This window comes from Nocardioides sp. (assembly GCF_030150155.1).
GTDB lineage: Bacteria > Actinomycetota > Actinomycetes > Propionibacteriales > Nocardioidaceae > Nocardioides.
The window spans coordinates 1-18,360 of record NZ_JASLGR010000007.1; the positions used below are offsets into that span (position 1 = coordinate 1).

Consider the following 18,360-nt stretch of genomic DNA (forward strand, 5'->3'; position numbering starts at 1 on the left):
ACCGTCGAAGCCGGAAGACTTGCCCCAGACTGACCGCGCTGCGTCGCTCCAGTCAGGGGTGGGTCGGGTGGGTTCTGGCATGGCCGAAAACCTAGATTCGGCGACCGACAAAACCGCGGGATCCTGGTTCACCTGTCTAGACCTCGGTTTCGCTTCGTGTGAATCGTTTAGTGGTTGCGAGGCGCGAGGGGCGGATGCCTCCACCCCTCGCAACCACTGGTGTGGCCGTAGCCTGGCATTGCCTTGGCAGAATTTGCAGGAAACTGCCTAAATGTGCCACGAGTGTTAGGGGCGAACCGCTGGAAGGCCCTGCTGTGGAGACCCCAGGCCGCTCGACGTTTGACCTGGACGCGATCGCGGGGGCCGCGCCGCCCCTCGGTTGGTGGCGGGCCGGTGCGGAAAGCCGTTGAGGCTGGGGGAGCGGGTACCTAGGGTGGCCAGCATGACCCGTGGATACTTCAGCTACGCAGCGACACCTGCTGCGGTGCCGAGCGCGCCGGCCGAGTCGGAGCGGTTCGAGGTAGCGGACCTGGGCCGGTTCCGCCGGCAGCTGGTCCGTCGCTTCGTGAGCCAGGCGCGTGCCGCTGAGCGACCCACGTTGGGGTCGACGATCGCCGAGCACCTGGGGGTGCCGGTGCATGACCTGCCGATCGTGGAGGAGAGCTGGCCGGCGTACGAGCACGTCAACGTGCAGGCGGCGCTGGATGCTTGGCTTCAGGGTCGACAGCACGAGCTGGTCGGGATCACGAACTACCGGCATCGCGGTGCCTTCGGCCTCTCCGACCTCCTCACCGCCGATCCGATGGAGGCGTTGCACGGCCCGAGGCCGGGCAACGTCACCCGGGTGGCGTGTGCGAGCGGGCCGAGTGGTGCTACGCGGGAGTGCCTGCGCGCTGCTGTGGTCCTCACGGTCAGTGACGGGGTGCCGCTCGCGGCCCTCTTCCGGGGCCCGGACCGCGACAGTGAGACGTACGGCGTCAGCGTGGAGATCGTCTCGGAGGACCCGCACGCGGCGCAGGCGATGGCCGCGGACCTGCGCCGGATGTCGCTGGAGCTGAACGTCTACCGCGGCCAGGTCGTCTCCTTCGGACACACCATGTTCGGCGAGCGCTCGTCGTTGCTCCGCTTCCACGAGCGGCCCTCGATGGCTCCCGAGGACCTCATCCTCCCGCCCGAGACCTTCGCCGACGTACGCCGGCAGGTGGTCGGTGTCGCCCGGAACAGCTCCCGTCTGCGAGCCGCGGGCCAGCACCTCAAGCGTGGCCTGCTGCTCTACGGGCCGCCCGGGGTCGGCAAGACCCACACGGTTCGCTACCTGATGGGCGAACTGCGTGACACCACGATCGTCCAGCTCACCGGGGAGACGCTCGGCGCCATCCGGGACGCCTGCTCGATCGCCCGCACCCTCCAGCCCGCCATGATCGTGGTCGAGGACGTCGACCTGATCGCGCAGGAACGTGACCACTACAGCGGCGAGGGCCAGCTCCTGTTCACCCTGCTCAACGAGATGGACGGCCTCGACGAGGACGCCGACGTGGTCTTCCTACTCACCACTAACCGCGCCGACCTGCTCGAGCCGGCGCTCGCCTCACGGCCCGGCCGCGTCGACCAGGCCGTCCACATCGACCTGCCCGACCGGACAGCGCGACAGCGGCTGATGGAGCTCTACCGGGGCTGCCTCGACGTCGACCTATCTGGGATCGACGAGATCCTGGACCGGACCGAGGGAGTGACGGCATCGTTCCTCAAGGAACTCCTGCGCCGCTCGGCGGTGATCGCTGCCGACCGCAGCGACGCGCCAGCGGAAGAGCCCCTGGCGGTCTCGGCCGAGGACCTCACCCAGGCCGTCACGGACCTGCTGGACACCCGCAACGCGATGACCCGTGCGGTGCTGGGCTTCCGGGATGCGGGGGAGGCTCAGGCGCCGGTCGGCGACTGACCCTCCAGCGCGAGCAGCACGGCCCTGAGGTGGACGATCATCGCCGGGAGGTGGTTCTTCGCGGCGTCCGCGAGCACCCGGGGATCGATGTCCCAGTATCCGTGCACGATGCGGTTTCGCAACGCCGTCGCTGCACGCCACTCGACGTCGGGAAAGGCCTCGCGAAGGTGGGCGGGCAGACGATTGGCGGCCTCGCCGAGCACCGTGAAGTTCCACAGGATCGCGCTACGTCGCATCTGGTCCTTGCGCAGAGCGTCCTCGGTCGAGTCGCCGACAAGGTCGACGATCGCTGCCGCGGCGTCGAGCATCTCGTGAAGGAAGAGATCCTCACGCCGCATAGAGGGGCCTCGCCTCGGCGAGAATGCTGGCGCGCAGGTGCCTGTTGATGGCATCGCGCCCGACCAGGTCGACGGGGCGGCCGAACAGCGCTGAGAGTTCGTCCTCGAGGTCGAAGATCCTGAAGCCTGTCACGACGTCGGGTCTGAACACGTACAGAAGGTCGATGTCGCTGTCCGGGGTCTCTTCTCCGCGCGCTACCGAGCCGAAGACCTCCAGAGACGCGACGCCGTAACGCTCGCACACCTCGCGCAAACGTTGCAGGTCGACCTGGACGGCCCTCATACCCTGATCGTAACGACTTTGTCGTCCTCTGTGTCGGGCCGACGTCGGGCGCTCGCGGGTGCGGCAGACTGCTGTCGTGTCCGACCCGCTCCACACCCTCCTCGCTGCGCCGCCCGACCTCCCGGTCACCGCCAGCCTCGGGGCGGTGGCCGACGCGGTGCGCGGCAGCCGGGTGGCGGTCGTGCAGGCGCCGCCGGGCACCGGCAAGACGACCCTGATTCCGCCGGCGGTCGCTGCGGCGGTCGAGGGCCGGGTGATCGTCACGCAGCCGAGCCGGATCGCGGTGCGGGCTGCGGCACGGCGGTTGGCCGCGCTGCTAGAGGAGCCGGTCGGCCAGACCGTGGGGTACTCCGTGCGCGGGGAGCGGCGCGCGGGCCGGCATACCCGGATCGAGTTCGTCACCACCGGACTGCTGCTGCGCCGCCTCCAGCACGACCCGGAGCTGGCCGAGGTCGGCGCGGTGGTGCTCGACGAGGTCCACGAACGGCACCTGGACGCGGACCTGACGCTGGCGTTCCTGGTCGACGTGCGGGCCACGCTGCGCGAGGACCTGGTCCTGGTGGCGATGTCGGCGACCATCGAGGCCGAGCGGACCGCGGCTTTGCTGGCCGGGGCGAGCGGTCCGGTCGCCGAGGTCCCGGTGATCAGTGTTCCCGGAGCGCTCCACCCCGTCGCCCAGGTCTGGTGCCCGGTGCCGCCGGGCGTGCGGCGTACCGACGACCGCGGCATCACCCCGGCCTTCCACGACCATCTCGCCGCGACCGTGCGTCGGGCCCTGAGCGAGCACCCGGGCGACGTCCTCGTCTTCGTTCCCGGCGTGGCCGAGGTCGATGCGACAGTACGCCGGCTCGGGCGCGTCCACGCCGACGTACACCCTCTGCACGGCAGGCTTCCCGGCCCCGAGCAGGACCGTGCCCTGACCGAGGGTCCACGGCGTCGGGTGATCGTCTCCACCGCGGTGGCCGAGTCCTCGCTGACGGTGCCCGGGGTCAGGATCGTCGTCGACGCCGGCTTCTCCCGCGAGCCGCGCACCGACCATCGACGCGGACTGGCCTCGCTGGTCACCGTCGCGGTCAGTCGGGCCGCGGCCGAGCAGCGAGCCGGGCGGGCCGGGCGCCTGGGGCCCGGGGTGGTGCTGCGCTGCTGGTCCGAGGCCGAGCACGCCCACCTGGCCGCCCACCCGCAACCGGAGATCCTGACCGCCGACCTCACCGCCTTCGCGCTCGAGGTGGCCTGCTGGGGGAGCACCGGAGCCGACGGGCTCGCGCTGCTCGACCAGCCCCCGGCACACGCGCTGGCCGCTGCGACCGAGGTCCTGGTCGACCTCGGCGCCCTGACCCCCGAGGGAAGCGCGACCCGCCGAGGCCGGGTGATCGCCGCGATCCCGACCGACCCGCGACTGGCGCGCGCCCTGCTCGACGGTGCGGCCCTGGTCGGCGTACGTCGTGCGGCGGAGGTCGTCGCGATGCTCGGCGAGGACGTGCGGGCTCCCGGAGGTGACCTCGTCGCGGCGCTGCGCGGACTGCGCGCGGGAGCTCGGACGGGAGCGTGGCGGACCCAGGTCGACCGGCTGGAGCGGATCGCCGCATCGCACACCGACCCTCCCGCCACTGTGACCGCCACTACGCCCACCACTCCCTCTACCAAAGAGCCCACCACCCCGCTCACCGACGACGTCGCGGTCGGCCTCGTGGTCGCGCTGGCCCACCCCGACCGGATCGCCTGCCGGCGGGCCGGGTCGTCGAGCTACCTGATGGCCTCCGGCACCGGGGCCGCCTTCGACCCGCGCGAGGCGAGCAGCCTGGCAGGACTGCCCTGGCTGGCCGTCGCCGACGCGGACCGGCGCCCCGGTCAGCGCGAGGCCCGGATCCGCGCGGCGGCGCCGCTGACCGAGGACCTGGCGTTGGAGGCAGCGCCCTCGCTGTGGACCGAGACCGACGAGGTCACCTGGAGCGACGGGCGGGTCCTCGCCCGGCGCCGCACCCTGCTCGGGGCGATCGAGCTCAGCTCCGTCCCGCTCACCGACCCGCCGGCCGAGGCCGTTGCCGCCGCTCTCAGCACCGCGATCGCCGCCGAGGGGATCGGGATCTTCCACTGGTCCGAGGCTGCCACCGCACTGCGCGCCCGCCTGGACTTCCTGCACCGGGCGCTGGGGGAGCCCTGGCCCGACGTCAGCGACGCCGCCCTGACCGCGAACCTGACCGACTGGCTCGGCCCGCAGCTGGCCCGGGTGCGCTCGGCCGACCAGCTGCGCCGGATCGACCTGCTCGCGGCGCTGCGCTCGCTGCTGCCCTGGCCCGAGGCCGGACGCCTCGACGAGCTGGCACCCGAGCGGGTCGAGGTGCCCAGTGGGTCGGTGGTGCGGATCGACTACTCAGCAGAGCAGCCCGTGCTCGCCGTACGGCTTCAGGAGGTCTTCGGGTGGCGGCCGGTGCCGAGCCTGGCCGCCGGCAGGGTGCCGCTGCTGCTCCACCTGCTCTCCCCAGCGCGCCGCCCGGCCGCGATCACCGCGGACCTGGAGTCGTTCTGGGACAACGGCTATCCGGGGGTGCGGGCCGATCTGCGGGGGCGCTATCCCAAGCACGCCTGGCCCGAGGACCCGCGCACGGCACCGGCCACGAAGCGGGTCAACGCCACCCGCCCCCGGTCCTGAGCCAGCACGGGGCGTGGTGAGATGGACGATCACAACAAGCGAAGGGGAGTGACGGTGGAGGAGTACCTCGTGCCGGGTATCTGGGTTCGGGAGTTCACCGTGGAGGTGCCGCTGGACTGGGCGGCGCCGCAGGGGAAGCAGATCCGTGTGCTGGTCCGCGAGCTGGTGGACCCCGAGCGGCGCGACGAGGAGCTGCCGCTCCTGACCTACCTGCAGGGCGGCCCGGGTGGTGCCTGCCCGCGCCCGACCGAGCGGTCCGGGTGGATCGCCGAGGCCCTGGAGGAGTACCGGATCATCCTGGTCGACCAGCGTGGCACCGGCGGCAGCAGCCGGATCGAGGGCCGGGACCTGGCCGCCTTCGACGACGCCGAGAGCGCCGCGGCGCACCTGGCGCTCTTCCGTGCCGACTCCATCGTGCGCGACCTCGAGCATGTCCGTACGACGGTCTACGCGGGCGCCCCGTGGAGCACGCTCGGTCAGAGCTACGGCGGCTGGATCACGCTGCGCTACCTCTCCACCGCACCGGAGGGACTGAGCGCCTGCTACGTCGGCGGCGGCATCCCCGGCATCGGCGTCAGCGCGGCCGAGGTCTACCGGCGCACCTTCGACAGGGTCGCGGCGAAGTCCCGTGCCCACTTCGCCCGCTACCCGGGCGACGTCGCCCAGGTCTCGCGGATCGCCGACCGGCTGGCGGTCGGGGACGTGTACCTGCCCGACGGGGACCTGTTCACCGTCGAGCGGTTCCAGACCCTCGGCATCGAGCTGGGGATGCAGCGCGGCTCCGAACGCCTGCACTGGCTGCTGGAGAGTGCCTTCAGAGCAGACGGTGAGCTGACCGAGGAGTTCCTGGCCGGCTGCCTGGCGCTGACCTCGTCGGCGAGGAACCCGCTCTACTGGACGCTGCAGGAGGCGATCTACGCCGACGCGGGCGGCGGTGCGACAGCGTGGGCGGCCCAGGCCGAGCGCGACCGGCGCCCCGAGCTGGCACCCGAGCGGCGGCCGCTGGCCCTGACCGGCGAGATGGCCTTCCCCTGGATGTTCGAGCAGGTCCGTCTGCTGCGGCCGTTCCGTGACGCCGTCCAGGTGATGGCGGCGCGCACCGAGTGGCGGCCGCTGTACGACCTCGACCGGTTGGCGGCGAACACCGTGCCCCTGGTCGCGGCGGTCTACTTCGACGACATGTATGTCGACTCCGGACTCCAGCTCGACACGCTGGCGCGCATCGGCGCGTCGCAGGCGTGGGTGACCAGCGAGCATGAGCACGACGGACTGGCCAACGGCGGGGTGTTCCCTCATCTGCGTCGGCTGCTGCGCACCGGCGAGGGCCGACGCCGGGTGGAGCCGATCGGCTAGCGGGGAGCCCTGTCGCCGATCACGCGGTCGGTGATCACCCGATCGGGGTCGAGGCGGGTCAGGAGTGCCTCGGAGATGTCGCGCAGCTGCGTGATCTGCTCCGGGGTGAGGGCGTCGATCACCGTCTCGCGCACCGTCGTGACGTGGCCCGGGGCCGCGGCCTGGACCGCCTCCCAGCCCGCCTCGGTCAGCTGCGCGTTGGTGGCGCGGGCATCCTCGGGGCAGGGGAAGCGCGCCACCAGGCCGCGCTCCTCCAGGCGGCGGATGACGTGGGAGAGCCGGGGGAGCGTCGCCGAGGTCTGCGCTGCCAGGGCGGTCATCCGCAGGGTGCGCTCCGGAGCCTCCGACAGCATCGCCAGCACGTAGTACTCGAAGTGGGTCAGCTGGGAGTCCCGGCGCAGCTGCGAGTCCAGGACGCCGGGGAGCAGCTCGACCACGGCGATCATGCGCACCCAGGCGGCGCGTTCCTCAGGGCTGAGCCACCGTGTCTCCATAGCCCCATTCTGCCCGAATACTTGTAGCAACAACAAACGCGGTGTACCTTTAGTTGAAGCAACAACAAAACTTCTGAAGGAGCAGATCATGGCACGCGTCAGCATCATCGGTACCGGCACCATGGCTCAGGCGATCTCGTCGGTCGTCGCAGCGGGCGGCAACACCGTCGAGCTTCTCGGCGAGGACGACGTCCAGCAGCCCATCAGCGGCGAGATCGTCATCCTCGCCGTCCCGTTCGGCGCCCTGAAGGACATCGTGGCGGTCCGCGGCGAGCAGCTCGCCGGCAAGATCGTCGTCGACATCACCAACCCGCTCGACTTCGAGACCTTCGACTCGCTGCTGGTCCCGGCCGACAGCTCCGCCGCCGCAGGTCTCGCGCAGGCTCTGCCGAGCTCGCGCGTCCTCAAGGCGTTCAACACCACCTTCGCCGGCACCCTGGCGGCGGGCAAGGTCGGCGACCTGACCACCACCGTCCTGATCGCCGGCGACGACGCCGACGCCAAGGCCGTCCTCGCCGGCATCGTCACTGCCGGTGGGCTGCGCGCCGTCGACGCGGGCTCGCTCACGCGTGCTCGCGAGCTCGAGGCCGTCGGCTTCCTCCAGCTTACCCTCGCCGCCGCCGAGAAGATCTCGTGGACCGGCGGCTTCGGGCTGATCAACTGATCCACCCGCTCGACACTCTCGAAGGACCATCATGAACCTGAGCACCACCGCTCGCGCGGATGCACGGATCGACCCGCGCCATCCCTTCGCCCGCCACCTCACGCAGGCTGCGGCACTCCAGCGACGTACGCCGCACCGGCAGTGGACCCCGTCGGACGGGCCGCTGCCCAGTCTGTACGTCAGCCACGGTGCTCCGATGCTCTTCGAGATGGCGGACTGGATGACCCAGCTGCACACCTGGGCCCATCACCTCCCGCGCCCGCGGGCGATCCTGATCGTCTCGGCACACTGGGAGCTCGCGCCGACCAGCCTGAGTGCCTCGGCGCCGAGTGAGCTGGTCTACGACTTCGGTGGGTTCGACCCGATGTACTACACGATGCGGTACGACACGCCCGTCGCCCCGGATCTCGCCGCTCAGATCGCCGCCCTGATGCCGGACAACGAGCCGCTGCACCAGCAGCGCTCGCGGGGCCTCGACCACGGCGCCTGGGTGCCGCTGAAGATCATGTACCCCGAGGCCGATATCCCGGTGCTCCAGCTGAGCATGCCGACCCACAAGCCCGAGAAGCTCCTCGACCTCGGTCGACGGCTCAGCACCCTGCGTGAGCAGGGCGTGCTGGTGATCGGCTCGGGGTACATGACCCACGGCCTTCCGTTCCTGGACTGGTCCAAGCCGAACTCCGTGCCGGGGTGGTCCTCCGACTTCGACGCCTGGGCGGCTGAGGCGCTCGGCCGCGGCGATGTCGACGCCCTGGCCGGGTTCCGGGATCTGGCTCCCGGAATGCCGTATGCCCACCCGACGGTCGAGCACTTCACCCCGCTCTTCGTCACCCTGGGCGCCTCGGCCGATCCGACGGCCGCGCCGACCACGGCGATCGACGGGTATGCGATCGGTTTGTCCAAGCGGTCGTTCCAGGCGGCCTGAGGCCGCCTGCCTCGGGTCGACAGCCTTGCTGTCGCAGGGTTGTCGACCCGTTGATGCGACGCGGCCGACCTCGGCGCGCCACGATGGAGCCATGCGCCCTCGTCTGTCGTACGCCAACGTCGCCGCCACCCTCGCCCTGATCGTCGCCGTCGGCGCGGCCGGCGGGGGAGAGGCGGTCGCCGGCGTGGTGAAGAAGCTGGCGCCGAACTCGGTCGGCACCGCCAATCTCAAGAACGGCGCGGTGACCAGCGCCAAGATCAAGGACCGTTCGATCACCGAGAAGGACATCGCCCTGGGGCGGATCGGTGGGGCGGAGATCAAGGACGGCTCGATCGGCGGGATCGACATCGCCAACGGGTCCCTCGGCGGGATCGACATCGCCGACGGCTCGATCGGCAGCCAGGACATCGGCAAGGGCCAGATCTTCGACCAGAACCTGGCTACCGGCTCGGTCAACAGCCGCGCGATCCGGGACAACTCGATCACCAGTGGTGACATCTCCGACCACACGTTGAGCACCGACGACATCGCCCCGATGACGATCCGTGGCGGCGTACGCGATGAGGTGCTGCTCGACTCCGAGGTCGGCAACATCGCGCCCCAGACGATCACGATGGGCAACCTCGCCCCGAGCACCGTCGAGACCCTGACCCAGAGCTGGAGTGCGAAGCCGATCTCGAAGGGCAGCACCCTGACGGGGTACGCCGGCGTGGCCTACGTCGCGGGCAACGACCCGGCTGACAAGGACGGCGTCGTGCGCCCCGAGCTGCGGACCGTCACCATCTCGTTCCCGAACCGGGTGCTGGGCCTTAAGGAGGTGCAGGTGGCGCCGACGCAGGCGTGCACGGGCACCTTCGCCGAGCCGACCTCCAGCCAGGGCTTCCTCTGTCTCTACCCCCGCACCGACGGTCACGACGTCAACGTCGGGACGTTCGAGCGCCTGGACTTCAGTGACTTCGGTGCCCTGGTGAAGTACCAGCCGCCGGCGACCGGCTGGACCCAGGCGCAGCTCTCCTGGGCGTACACCCGGATCTCCTGATCTCACCGAGGCGTTTCGTTACCGGAACCACCTCGACATCGTGTATCTTGATGTCAAGAGATTCCGATGAGCTAGCACCGCCCGTGAAGCAAGGCAAGCCTTACTTTTCGGGAGTCGGAGTCAAGCGGCAGGATGGTGACCACCTGCCTGTGCAACTACGTGCGATGACGTACGACGAGGAGATGACGGCGTTGGCCAGCAAGGACAGCTTCGGTGCCAAGAGCACCCTTTCGGTGGAGGGCACCGACTACGAGATCTTCCGCCTCGACGCGGTAAAGGGGGAGGGCCTGGACGTTGCGTCCCTGCCCTTCTCCCTCAAGGTGCTGCTGGAGAACCTCCTGCGCACCGAGGACGGCGCTGACATCACCGCCGACGACATCAAGGCCCTGGCCGGCTGGGACGAGACCGCCCAGCCCGACAAGGAGATCCAGTTCACGCCGGCGCGCGTGATCATGCAGGACTTCACCGGCGTGCCCTGCATCGTCGACCTCGCCACCCTGCGTGAGGCCGCTGCGGAGCTCGGTGGCGACGCCACCAAGATCAACCCGCTCAGCCCTGCTGAGATGGTCATCGACCACTCCGTCATCGCTGAGGTCTTCGGCACCCCCGAGGCCTTCGAGCGCAACGTCGAGATCGAGTACGACCGCAACAAGGAGCGCTACCAGTTCCTGCGCTGGGGCCAGACCGCGTTCGACGACTTCAAGGTCGTCCCGCCGGGCACCGGCATCGTGCACCAGGTCAACATCGAGCACCTGGCCCGCACGGTCTTCACCCGCACCGTCGACGGCGTCCTCCAGGCGTACCCCGACACCTGCGTCGGCACCGACTCCCACACCACGATGGTCAACGGCCTCGGCGTCGTCGGCTTCGGCGTGGGTGGCATCGAGGCCGAGGCCGCTCTGCTCGGCCAGCCGGTCTCCATGCTGATCCCGCGCGTGGTCGGCTTCAAGCTCACCGGCGACCTGCCCGAGGGCTCGACCGCCACCGACCTCGTCCTCACGATCACCGAGATGCTGCGCAAGCACGGCGTCGTCGGGAAGTTCGTCGAGTTCTACGGTGCCGGCGTCGCGGCCCTGCCGCTGGCCAACCGCGCCACGATCGGCAACATGAGCCCCGAGTTCGGTTCGACCATCGCGGTCTTCCCGATCGACGGCGAGACGATCAACTACCTGCGCCTGACCGGTCGAAGCGAGGAGCAGCTCGCGCTGGTCGAGTCCTACGCCAAGGAGCAGGGCCTCTGGCTCGACCCGGCCGCCGAGCCGCGCTTCTCCGAGAAGCTCGAGCTGGACCTGTCCACCGTCGTGCCCTCGATCGCCGGCCCGAAGCGTCCCCAGGACCGCGTCGAGCTGACCGACGCCGCCTCGGCGTTCGCGACCCAGCTGCCGACGTACACCTCGCAGCCGACCGCGAAGATCCCGGTCACGCTGGAGAACGGCGAGAGCTTCGAGCTGGAGAACGGCGCGGTCACGATCGCCTCGATCACCTCCTGCACGAACACCTCGAACCCGTCGGTCATGATCGGCGCTGCGCTGCTGGCGAAGAAGGCCGTGGAGAAGGGCCTGACCCGCAAGCCGTGGGTCAAGACCACCCTGGCGCCCGGCTCCAAGGTCGTCACGAACTACTACGACAAGGCCGGTCTGACGCCGTACCTGGAGAAGGTCGGCTTCAACCTCGTCGGCTACGGCTGCGTCACCTGCATCGGTAACTCCGGCCCGATCATCCCCGAGGTCTCTGCGGCGGTGAACGAGCACGACCTCGCCGTCGTCTCGGTCCTGTCGGGCAACCGTAACTTCGAGGGTCGGATCAACCCCGACATCAAGATGAACTACCTGGCCTCCCCGCCGCTGGTCATCGCCTACGCCATCGCCGGCAACATGAACATCGACCTGTTCAACGAGCCGCTGGGCACCGACACCGAGGGCAACGACGTCTTCCTCAAGGACATCTGGCCGACCCCGGCCGAGGTCGAGGCGACCATCGCCCAGGCGATCGACTCCGACATGTTCACCAAGGACTACGCCGACGTCTTCGCCGGTGACGAGCGCTGGCAGAACCTGCCCACGCCGACCGGTGCGACCTTCACGTGGGACCAGGACTCGACGTACGTCCGCAAGGCGCCGTACTTCGACGGCATGAGCTTGGAGACCAGCCCGGTCACCGACATCGCGGGTGCTCGCGTGCTGCTCAAGCTCGGCGACTCGGTCACCACCGACCACATCAGCCCGGCCGGCAACATCAAGGCCGACAGCCCGGCGGGTCGCTACCTCGCCGAGCACGGTGTGGCGCAGCGTGACTTCAACTCCTACGGCTCGCGCCGTGGTAATCACGAGATCATGATCCGCGGCACCTTCGCCAACATCCGGATCAAGAACCAGGTCGCCCCGGGCACCGAGGGTGGCGTCACGCGTGACTTCACCCAGGCCGACGCGCCCGTCGTCGCCGTGTACGACGCCTCGGTGAACTACATCGCCGCCGGCACCCCGCTCGTCGTCCTGGCGGGCAAGGAGTACGGCTCCGGCTCGTCCCGCGACTGGGCTGCCAAGGGCACCTCGCTGCTGGGCGTCAAGGCCGTCATCGCCGAGTCCTACGAGCGCATCCACCGCTCGAACCTGATCGGCATGGGCGTCATCCCGCTGCAGTTCCCCGCGGGCCAGAACGCCGACTCCCTCGGCCTGACCGGTGAGGAGACCTTCTCGATCTCCGGCATCACCGCGCTCAACGACGGTGTCACCCCGAAGACGGTCAAGGTCGTCACCGACACCGGTGTGGAGTTCGACGCGGTCGTCCGCATCGACACCCCCGGTGAGGCGAACTACTACCGCAACGGCGGCATCCTGCAGTACGTGCTGCGCAACCTGGTCAACGGCTGACGCACACCTCGCCGGCAGGGCCCTCGACCTCACGGTCGGGGGCCCTGCTGCGTTGCAGACCGCGTGTCGAGGCGATGGCGCGACTCGCTACGCTCCGGACATGCAGGACCAGCCCCATGAGCCCTCCGAAACGCCGCAGTACGCCGACTCCACGGGGCTGGAGATCCTCGGCATCGTCGAGCCGGAGCGTCGACGCCGACCGGTCGTGATCCTGGTCGCCGTCCTCGCGGTGGCGCTGCTGCTCGCCGGGGGAGCGGCCTGGCCGCTGCTGCGCGACGACGCGCCCTCGGCGGCACCCGGGGGGAGTCCGAGCGCCGGTGCGAGTGGCGGTGCGAGCGGTGATGCGCTCGGGATCACCGGGCTGAGGAGCTACAGCCACCTCGGCTCGGCCCACGTCACCGGACCGGTGGCCTACCCGCAGTCGCCGCCCGTCGGTGGCGAGCACGACCCGGTCTGGCTCGCCTGCGGTGCGTACGACGTCCCGGTCCGCAACGAGAACGCCGTGCACGACCTGGAGCACGGAGCGGTCTGGATCGCCTACCGCCCCAGCCTGGGCAGCGCCGACGTCGCCGCGTTGACGAAGCGCCTGCCGCGCAACGGCATCATGGCGCCGTACCCGGATCTGCGCAGTGCCGTGGTACTCACCGTGTGGGGGTTCCAGCTTGCCCTCGACTCCGTCGACGACCCGCGGATCACCCAGTTCCTCGCCCGCTTCGGGCAGGGTCAGGCAGCACCGGAGGCCGGGGTCTCCTGCGTCGGGGGCACCACCGACCCGACCGGTGGGGGCGCTCCGAGCGGCGGTTCCACCGAGGAGCCCGGCACCGCCGTGTGAGTCGAACGGGGGTGTGCCGAAGCGGTCCCGGGCGTACCGACCGGTAGTCTGGAGGGTATGGCTGTTCTCGACCGCATCGCATCACCGCGCGACCTGGACGCGCTCGACGAGCGGGAGCTGACAGAGCTAGCGGCGGAGATCCGGGACCTGATGGTGCGCACCAACGCGCGCACCGGCGGGCACCTGGGACCGAACCTCGGCGTGGTCGAGCTGACGCTGGCGATCCACCGGATCTTCGACTCACCCACCGACCGCGTCGTGTGGGACACCGGCCACCAGTCCTACGTGCACAAGCTGCTCACCGGACGCGCTCCGGCCTTCGACACGCTGCGCCAGGAGGGTGGCCTCTCGGGCTACCCGAGCCAGGCCGAGTCGTCCCACGACCTGGTCGAGAACTCGCACGCCTCCACCGCGCTGTCCTACGCCGACGGGCTGGCCAAGGCCTACCGGATCCGGGGCGAGGAGCGTCACGTCGTCGCGGTGATCGGCGACGGCGCGCTGACCGGCGGGATGGCCTGGGAGGCGCTGAACAACATCGCGATCGCGCGGGACTCCCGACTTGTGATCGTGGTCAACGACAACGGTCGCTCCTACACGCCCACCATCGGCGGTCTGGCGAACGCGCTCACCTCGCTGCGGACCAACCCGCGCTATGAGCGCACCCTGGACCTGATCAAGCGCCGGCTGCCGTCGTTGCCCGGCGGCGGCGCGACGTACGAGATGCTGCACGCGGTCAAGAAGGGCCTCAAGGACGCGCTGGCGCCCCAGGGCCTCTTCGAGGACCTGGGCCTGAAGTACGTCGGTCCCGTGGACGGCCACGACCGTGCCGCGATGGAGCAGGCCCTCAAGCAGGCCAAGGGGTTCGGTGGCCCCGTGATCGTGCACGCGATCACGCAGAAGGGCAACGGCTACGACGCCGCCGAGCAGCACGAGGCCGACCAGTTCCACAGCCCTGGCCCGTTCGACATCGAGACCGGCGTCGAGCTGCCGAAGGCGCGGTCGTGGACCGACGTCTTCTCCGAGGAGATCGTCCGCCTGGGCGGGGAGCGCACCGACCTGGTCGCGATCACCGCCGCGATGATGCACCCGGTCGGCCTGGACAAGTTCGAGGCTGCCTTCCCCGAGCGCACCTTCGACGTCGGCATCGCCGAGCAGCACGCGGCCACCTCGGCCGCGGGGCTGGCGATGGGCGGCTTGCACCCGGTGGTGGCGCTGTACGCGACGTTCCTCAACCGGGCCTTCGACCAGGTCCTGATGGACTGCGCCCTGCACCGCTGCGGCGTCACCTTCGCCCTGGACCGCTCCGGGGTGACCGGCGACGACGGGGCCAGCCACAACGGCATGTGGGACATGTCGATGCTCCAGGTCGTGCCCGGCCTGCGGCTCGCCGCACCGCGCGACGCCTCACGGCTGCGCGAGCTGCTCGGCGAGGCCGTCTGCGTCGACGACGCCCCCACGGTGGTGCGCTACCCGAAGGGGCCGCCGCCGGCCGATATCGACGCGATCGGCCAGGTCGGTCACGCCGACCTGCTGGTCCGCGAGGGTGGCTCCGACGTACTGGTGATCGGCGTCGGCTCGATGGCGACCACCGCCGTCGAGGTCGGCCACAAGCTGGTCGCGCAGGGGATCGGCGTCACCGTGGTCGACCCGCGTTGGGTCAAGCCGGTCGACCCGGCCCTGATCGAGCTCTCCGGCACCCACCGGCTGGTGGTGACGATCGAGGACAACGGCATCGTCGGCGGCGTCGGCGCTGTCTTCCTGCAGAGCCTGTCGGCTGCCGGCGTCAGCACGCCGGTGCGGATCCACGGCATCCCGCAGGAGTTCCTCGACCACGCCAAGCGTCCGAAGATCCTCGACCGGATCGGCCTGACCGCCGATGCGATCGTCGCCTCGACGCTGGCCGCGCTCGCCGAGGGCACGCACGCTGCGACGGTCGAGGAGCCCGTCAGCCACTGAGGCTCAGCGCACCACCACGGTGGTGCGTCCGCGGGCGGTGAACGACCAGATCGTGCGACTCATCGCCAGGCTGACCCTGACGCAGCCGTGGGAGTCACCGGCGAGGTTGGTGCCGAGGTACCAGTCGGGGTGCATCTGACGTCCCGAGCTCTTGTACGTCGGGATCCGGTGGAAGCCGATCCCGCACGGGGCGAACCTGACGAAGTTGTCCATGTAGACCGACCCGGACTGGTTCTTCACCACCCGCGCGGGACGGCCACAGTAGGAGCCGGTGTGCCAACGGCCCCGGTGGAGCACCGCGGGGTTGTCCACGATCCCCGCCTGAGCGACGACCTTCCCCGAGCCCGCCACTAGCCAGATCCAGTTCTGCTGCTGGGAGATCACGATCCGGCGGCCACTGCCGGTGCCGGCCGGGACCGGACGCACATCGCAGCGTGGGGCGTCGGCCGCGTTCAGCCGGGTGCGTTCGGTCGAGGTCAGCGTGCCGCTCTGGCGGTGGCCGAGCCGGGACTGGAAGCGCACGATCGCTGAGCGGGTGTGTGACCCGACGACACCGTCTTCGGGCCCCGCGTCGCAGCCCAGGGCGTTGAGCCTGCCCTGCATCGCCGCGGCACCGCTGGGGGCTGCCTCGGCGGCGGGAAGGGCCATGCCTCCCCACGTCGACACACTGACGATGATCGCTGCCACCACGACGGCCCTGCGCATGGCACGACCGTAGCAAGGGAACGCCGCGAGCGGCAGGCGTCTGGGTGGGGCTGGGAGGGTGGTGAACCCGGAAGTGGGCGGTGGTGAACCCGGAAGTGGGCGGTGGTGAACCCGGAAGTCGCGAAAGGGCCGTGACCGCGCCTGGGTGAGGCTGCGGTCACGGCCCTTCGCTGGGTGGTGCTTCGCTGGGTGGTGCCTAGTGGAACGTCGTGCCCGTGACGGCCTGCGAGATGCCCTCACGGTCGAGCAGCTGGGTCAGACCACCGTTCCAGAACTGGAAGCCGGCACCGGTGATCATGCCGAGGTCGATGTCCTCGGGTGCCTGGGCGACACCCTCGTCCAGCATCCGGCGGGTCTCGTCGGCGAGCGCCTCCAGGGTCTGGCGGCGCACCTCCTCGGCGGTCAGGACCGTGTCGCCGACCGTCAGCAGCGCCTCGACCTCGGGGTCCAGGGTGGTGCCGTCGGGGCCGTAGAACGACGTCTTCTTCGCCTCGACGACCTTGTGCAGGTTCTCCGAGAGGTAGAAGCGGTCGGGGAAGGCGTTGGCCAGCGTCTCGTTGTTGTGGTAGGCGATGGCCGGACCGACCAGAGCGATCAGCATGTACGGCGGCATCGGGGTCACCCCGGCGAAGGCGGAGTCCACGACCGAGATCGGGGTGCCCTCGTCGGCGATCTTGGCCACGGCGCCCATGAAGCGACCGAGCAGACGGTTCACGATGAAGGACGGGCTGTCCTTGACCAGGATCGTCGTCTTGCCGAGCGTGCGGCCCGCAGCGAAGGCGGTGGCCAGCGCGGCGTCGGAGGTCTTCTCGCCCTTGATGATCTCCAGCAGCGGCATCACCGCGACCGGGTTGAAGAAGTGGAAGCCGACGACCCGCTCGGGGTGGGCCAGCTCGCTGGCCATCTCGGTGATGGAGAGCGAGGAGGTGTTGGTCGCGAAGACGGCGGTCGACGGGGCGACCTTCTCGGCGTTGGCGAAGACCGTCTTCTTGACGCTCATCTCCTCAAAGACGGCCTCGATGATGAAGTCGGCGTCCCCGAAGGCGCGGGCGTAGTCCACGTCGGCACTGACCAGGGCCTTGAGCCGGTTGGTGGTGTCCTGGCTGGCGCGGCCCTTGGCCAGGCGCTTGTCCAGCTCGGCGTGGACGTAGGCCACACCCTTGTCGGCGCGGTCCTGGTCGAGGTCGACCATCACGACCGGCACCTTGAGCCGCTGGACGAAGAGCAGCGCGAACTGCGAGGCCATCAGACCGGCACCGATGATGCCGACCTTGGTGATCGGCTGCGCCAGGGACTTGTCCGGGGCACCGGCGGGACGCTTGGCCCGCTTCTGCACCAGGTCGAAGGAGTACAGGCAGGCGGCGGTCTGCGGGATCGTGACGGCGGTGGAGAGCGCGTCGTCCTCCGCGGCGAAGCCCTCGTCCTTGGACACGGTCTTGGCCAGGGTGAGCAGCTCGACGGCCTTCGTTGCCGACGGCGAGGCGTTGCCGGTCTTGGCCCAGGCGAAGAACCCGGCGTTCTTGACGGCCTCGTCCCAGCCGGCGCCACGGTCGATCTCGGGGCGATCGACCACGATCTCGCCGGTGAGGACCTTGTCGGCCCAGGCGAAGGACTGCTCCAGGTAGTCGGCGCCGTTGAACGCCACGTCGGCGATGCCGAGGTCGGAGACCTCGGTGCCGCGCAGCACCTTGCCGTTGTTGAGCGGGTTCTCGATGAAGACCTTGGCGGCCTTCTCCGGGCCGATCAGGTTCGGCAGCAGGTAGGCGCCACCCCAGCCGGGGACCAGACCGAGCATGACCTCGGGCAGGCCGACGGCCGGCACGGAGTCGATCACGGTGCGGTAGTCGGCGTGCAGCGCCACCTCGAGGCCACCACCGAGGGCGAGGCCGTTGATGAAGCCGAAGGAGGGCTTCTTCACGTGGGTGCCGTTGACTACGGCGCCGTCACCGAGCTTGCGGAAGACGGCGTGGCCGAGCTCGGCGATGGTCCGCACGCCCGAGACCGGGGCGTCCTTGAACATCGACAGGTCGGCACCGGCGGCCAGGATGAACGGCTTGCCGGTCACCGCGATCGCGTCGATCTCGTCGTCGGCCAGCGCAGCGTCGTACGCCTTGTTGAGCTCGACCAGGCCCTTCGGACCGAAGGTGTTGGGGCGGGTGTGGTCCTTGCCGTTGTCCAGCGTGACCACGCCGAGCACCTTGCCCGAGGCCAGGGTGACCTTGTGCAGCGGCGCCTTGGTGACGACCTCGTCGTCGCTGAAGAGCTGCTCGATGTCGACCAGCAGCTTGCTGATGTCAGTCGTGGCCATC

The 18,360-nt window shown here is 70.0% G+C and carries 14 protein-coding genes; 9 read left to right on the forward strand and 5 right to left on the reverse strand.

The genetic code is table 11. The annotated features are described in order from the left end of the window. The first annotated feature begins 442 nt into the window (after positions 1–442). Positions 443–1,939 (forward strand): ATP-binding protein, encoded by a 1,497-nt coding sequence (locus Q1V88_RS01570; RefSeq protein WP_300676995.1) that lies wholly within the window; start codon positions 443–445, stop codon positions 1,937–1,939. Here the strand turns inward: Q1V88_RS01570 and Q1V88_RS01575 are convergent. Continuing rightward, positions 1,918–2,277, reverse strand: coding sequence for a HepT-like ribonuclease domain-containing protein (locus tag Q1V88_RS01575; protein WP_300676997.1), 360 nt, complete (start codon positions 2,275–2,277; stop codon positions 1,918–1,920). The two genes, Q1V88_RS01570 and Q1V88_RS01575, sit on opposite strands and share 22 nt — an antisense overlap. Further along, complete coding sequence (locus Q1V88_RS01580) at positions 2,267–2,560, reverse strand: nucleotidyltransferase family protein (protein ID WP_300676999.1); 294 nt, start codon at positions 2,558–2,560, stop codon at positions 2,267–2,269. Before Q1V88_RS01580 ends, Q1V88_RS01575 begins: the two co-directional genes overlap by 11 nt. 76 nt (positions 2,561–2,636) lie before the next feature. Here Q1V88_RS01580 and hrpB point away from each other — a divergent pair, with 76 nt between their 5' ends. Together hrpB and Q1V88_RS01590 are read left to right on the forward strand one after the other, a co-directional pair. Next, positions 2,637–5,213: an ATP-dependent helicase HrpB gene (gene hrpB / locus Q1V88_RS01585; RefSeq protein ID WP_300677001.1), complete on the forward strand. Its 2,577-nt coding sequence runs from the start codon at positions 2,637–2,639 to the stop codon at positions 5,211–5,213. A 54-nt stretch (positions 5,214–5,267) separates the two neighbouring features. After that, entirely contained in the window at positions 5,268–6,566 is a 1,299-nt protein-coding gene (locus Q1V88_RS01590; protein WP_300677004.1) for an alpha/beta fold hydrolase, read from the forward strand. Here Q1V88_RS01590 and Q1V88_RS01595 read toward each other — a convergent pair. Beyond that, positions 6,563–7,060 (reverse strand): MarR family transcriptional regulator, encoded by a 498-nt coding sequence (locus Q1V88_RS01595; RefSeq protein WP_300677006.1) that lies wholly within the window; start codon positions 7,058–7,060, stop codon positions 6,563–6,565. The genes Q1V88_RS01590 and Q1V88_RS01595 overlap by 4 nt on opposite strands. Positions 7,061–7,148: 88 nt before the next feature. Here Q1V88_RS01595 and Q1V88_RS01600 point away from each other — a divergent pair, with 88 nt between their 5' ends. From Q1V88_RS01600 to dxs, 6 genes are all read left to right on the forward strand, one after another. Continuing rightward, positions 7,149–7,724 carry an NADPH-dependent F420 reductase gene (locus Q1V88_RS01600; protein ID WP_300677008.1) on the forward strand — a complete coding sequence of 192 codons (576 nt, stop codon included), beginning with the start codon at positions 7,149–7,151 and terminating at the stop codon, positions 7,722–7,724. Between the two features lie 31 nt (positions 7,725–7,755). Beyond that, positions 7,756–8,649 carry a class III extradiol ring-cleavage dioxygenase gene (locus Q1V88_RS01605; protein ID WP_300677010.1) on the forward strand — a complete coding sequence of 298 codons (894 nt, stop codon included), beginning with the start codon at positions 7,756–7,758 and terminating at the stop codon, positions 8,647–8,649. Between the two features lie 91 nt (positions 8,650–8,740). Continuing rightward, complete coding sequence (locus Q1V88_RS01610; protein ID WP_300677012.1) at positions 8,741–9,688, forward strand: hypothetical protein; 948 nt, start codon at positions 8,741–8,743, stop codon at positions 9,686–9,688. Between the two features lie 164 nt (positions 9,689–9,852). Next, positions 9,853–12,558, forward strand: coding sequence for an aconitate hydratase AcnA (gene acnA, locus Q1V88_RS01615; protein ID WP_300677014.1), 2,706 nt, complete (start codon positions 9,853–9,855; stop codon positions 12,556–12,558). Positions 12,559–12,658: 100 nt separating this feature from the next. Beyond that, positions 12,659–13,390 carry a DUF3105 domain-containing protein gene (locus Q1V88_RS01620; RefSeq protein ID WP_300677016.1) on the forward strand — a complete coding sequence of 244 codons (732 nt, stop codon included), beginning with the start codon at positions 12,659–12,661 and terminating at the stop codon, positions 13,388–13,390. Between the two features lie 57 nt (positions 13,391–13,447). Then, complete coding sequence (dxs, locus tag Q1V88_RS01625; protein ID WP_300677018.1) at positions 13,448–15,346, forward strand: 1-deoxy-D-xylulose-5-phosphate synthase; 1,899 nt, start codon at positions 13,448–13,450, stop codon at positions 15,344–15,346. 3 nt (positions 15,347–15,349) lie between these two features. Here the strand turns inward: dxs and Q1V88_RS01630 are convergent, their stop codons facing one another. Both Q1V88_RS01630 and Q1V88_RS01635 read right to left on the reverse strand, forming a co-directional pair. After that, positions 15,350–16,051 carry a L,D-transpeptidase family protein gene (locus Q1V88_RS01630; RefSeq protein ID WP_300677021.1) on the reverse strand — a complete coding sequence of 234 codons (702 nt, stop codon included), beginning with the start codon at positions 16,049–16,051 and terminating at the stop codon, positions 15,350–15,352. A gap of 196 nt (positions 16,052–16,247) precedes the next feature. Beyond that, on the reverse strand, positions 16,248–18,359 hold the full coding sequence (locus tag Q1V88_RS01635) for a 3-hydroxyacyl-CoA dehydrogenase NAD-binding domain-containing protein (RefSeq protein WP_300677025.1): 2,112 nt from the start codon (positions 18,357–18,359) through the stop codon (positions 16,248–16,250). Between the last annotated feature and the right edge of the window lies 1 nt (position 18,360).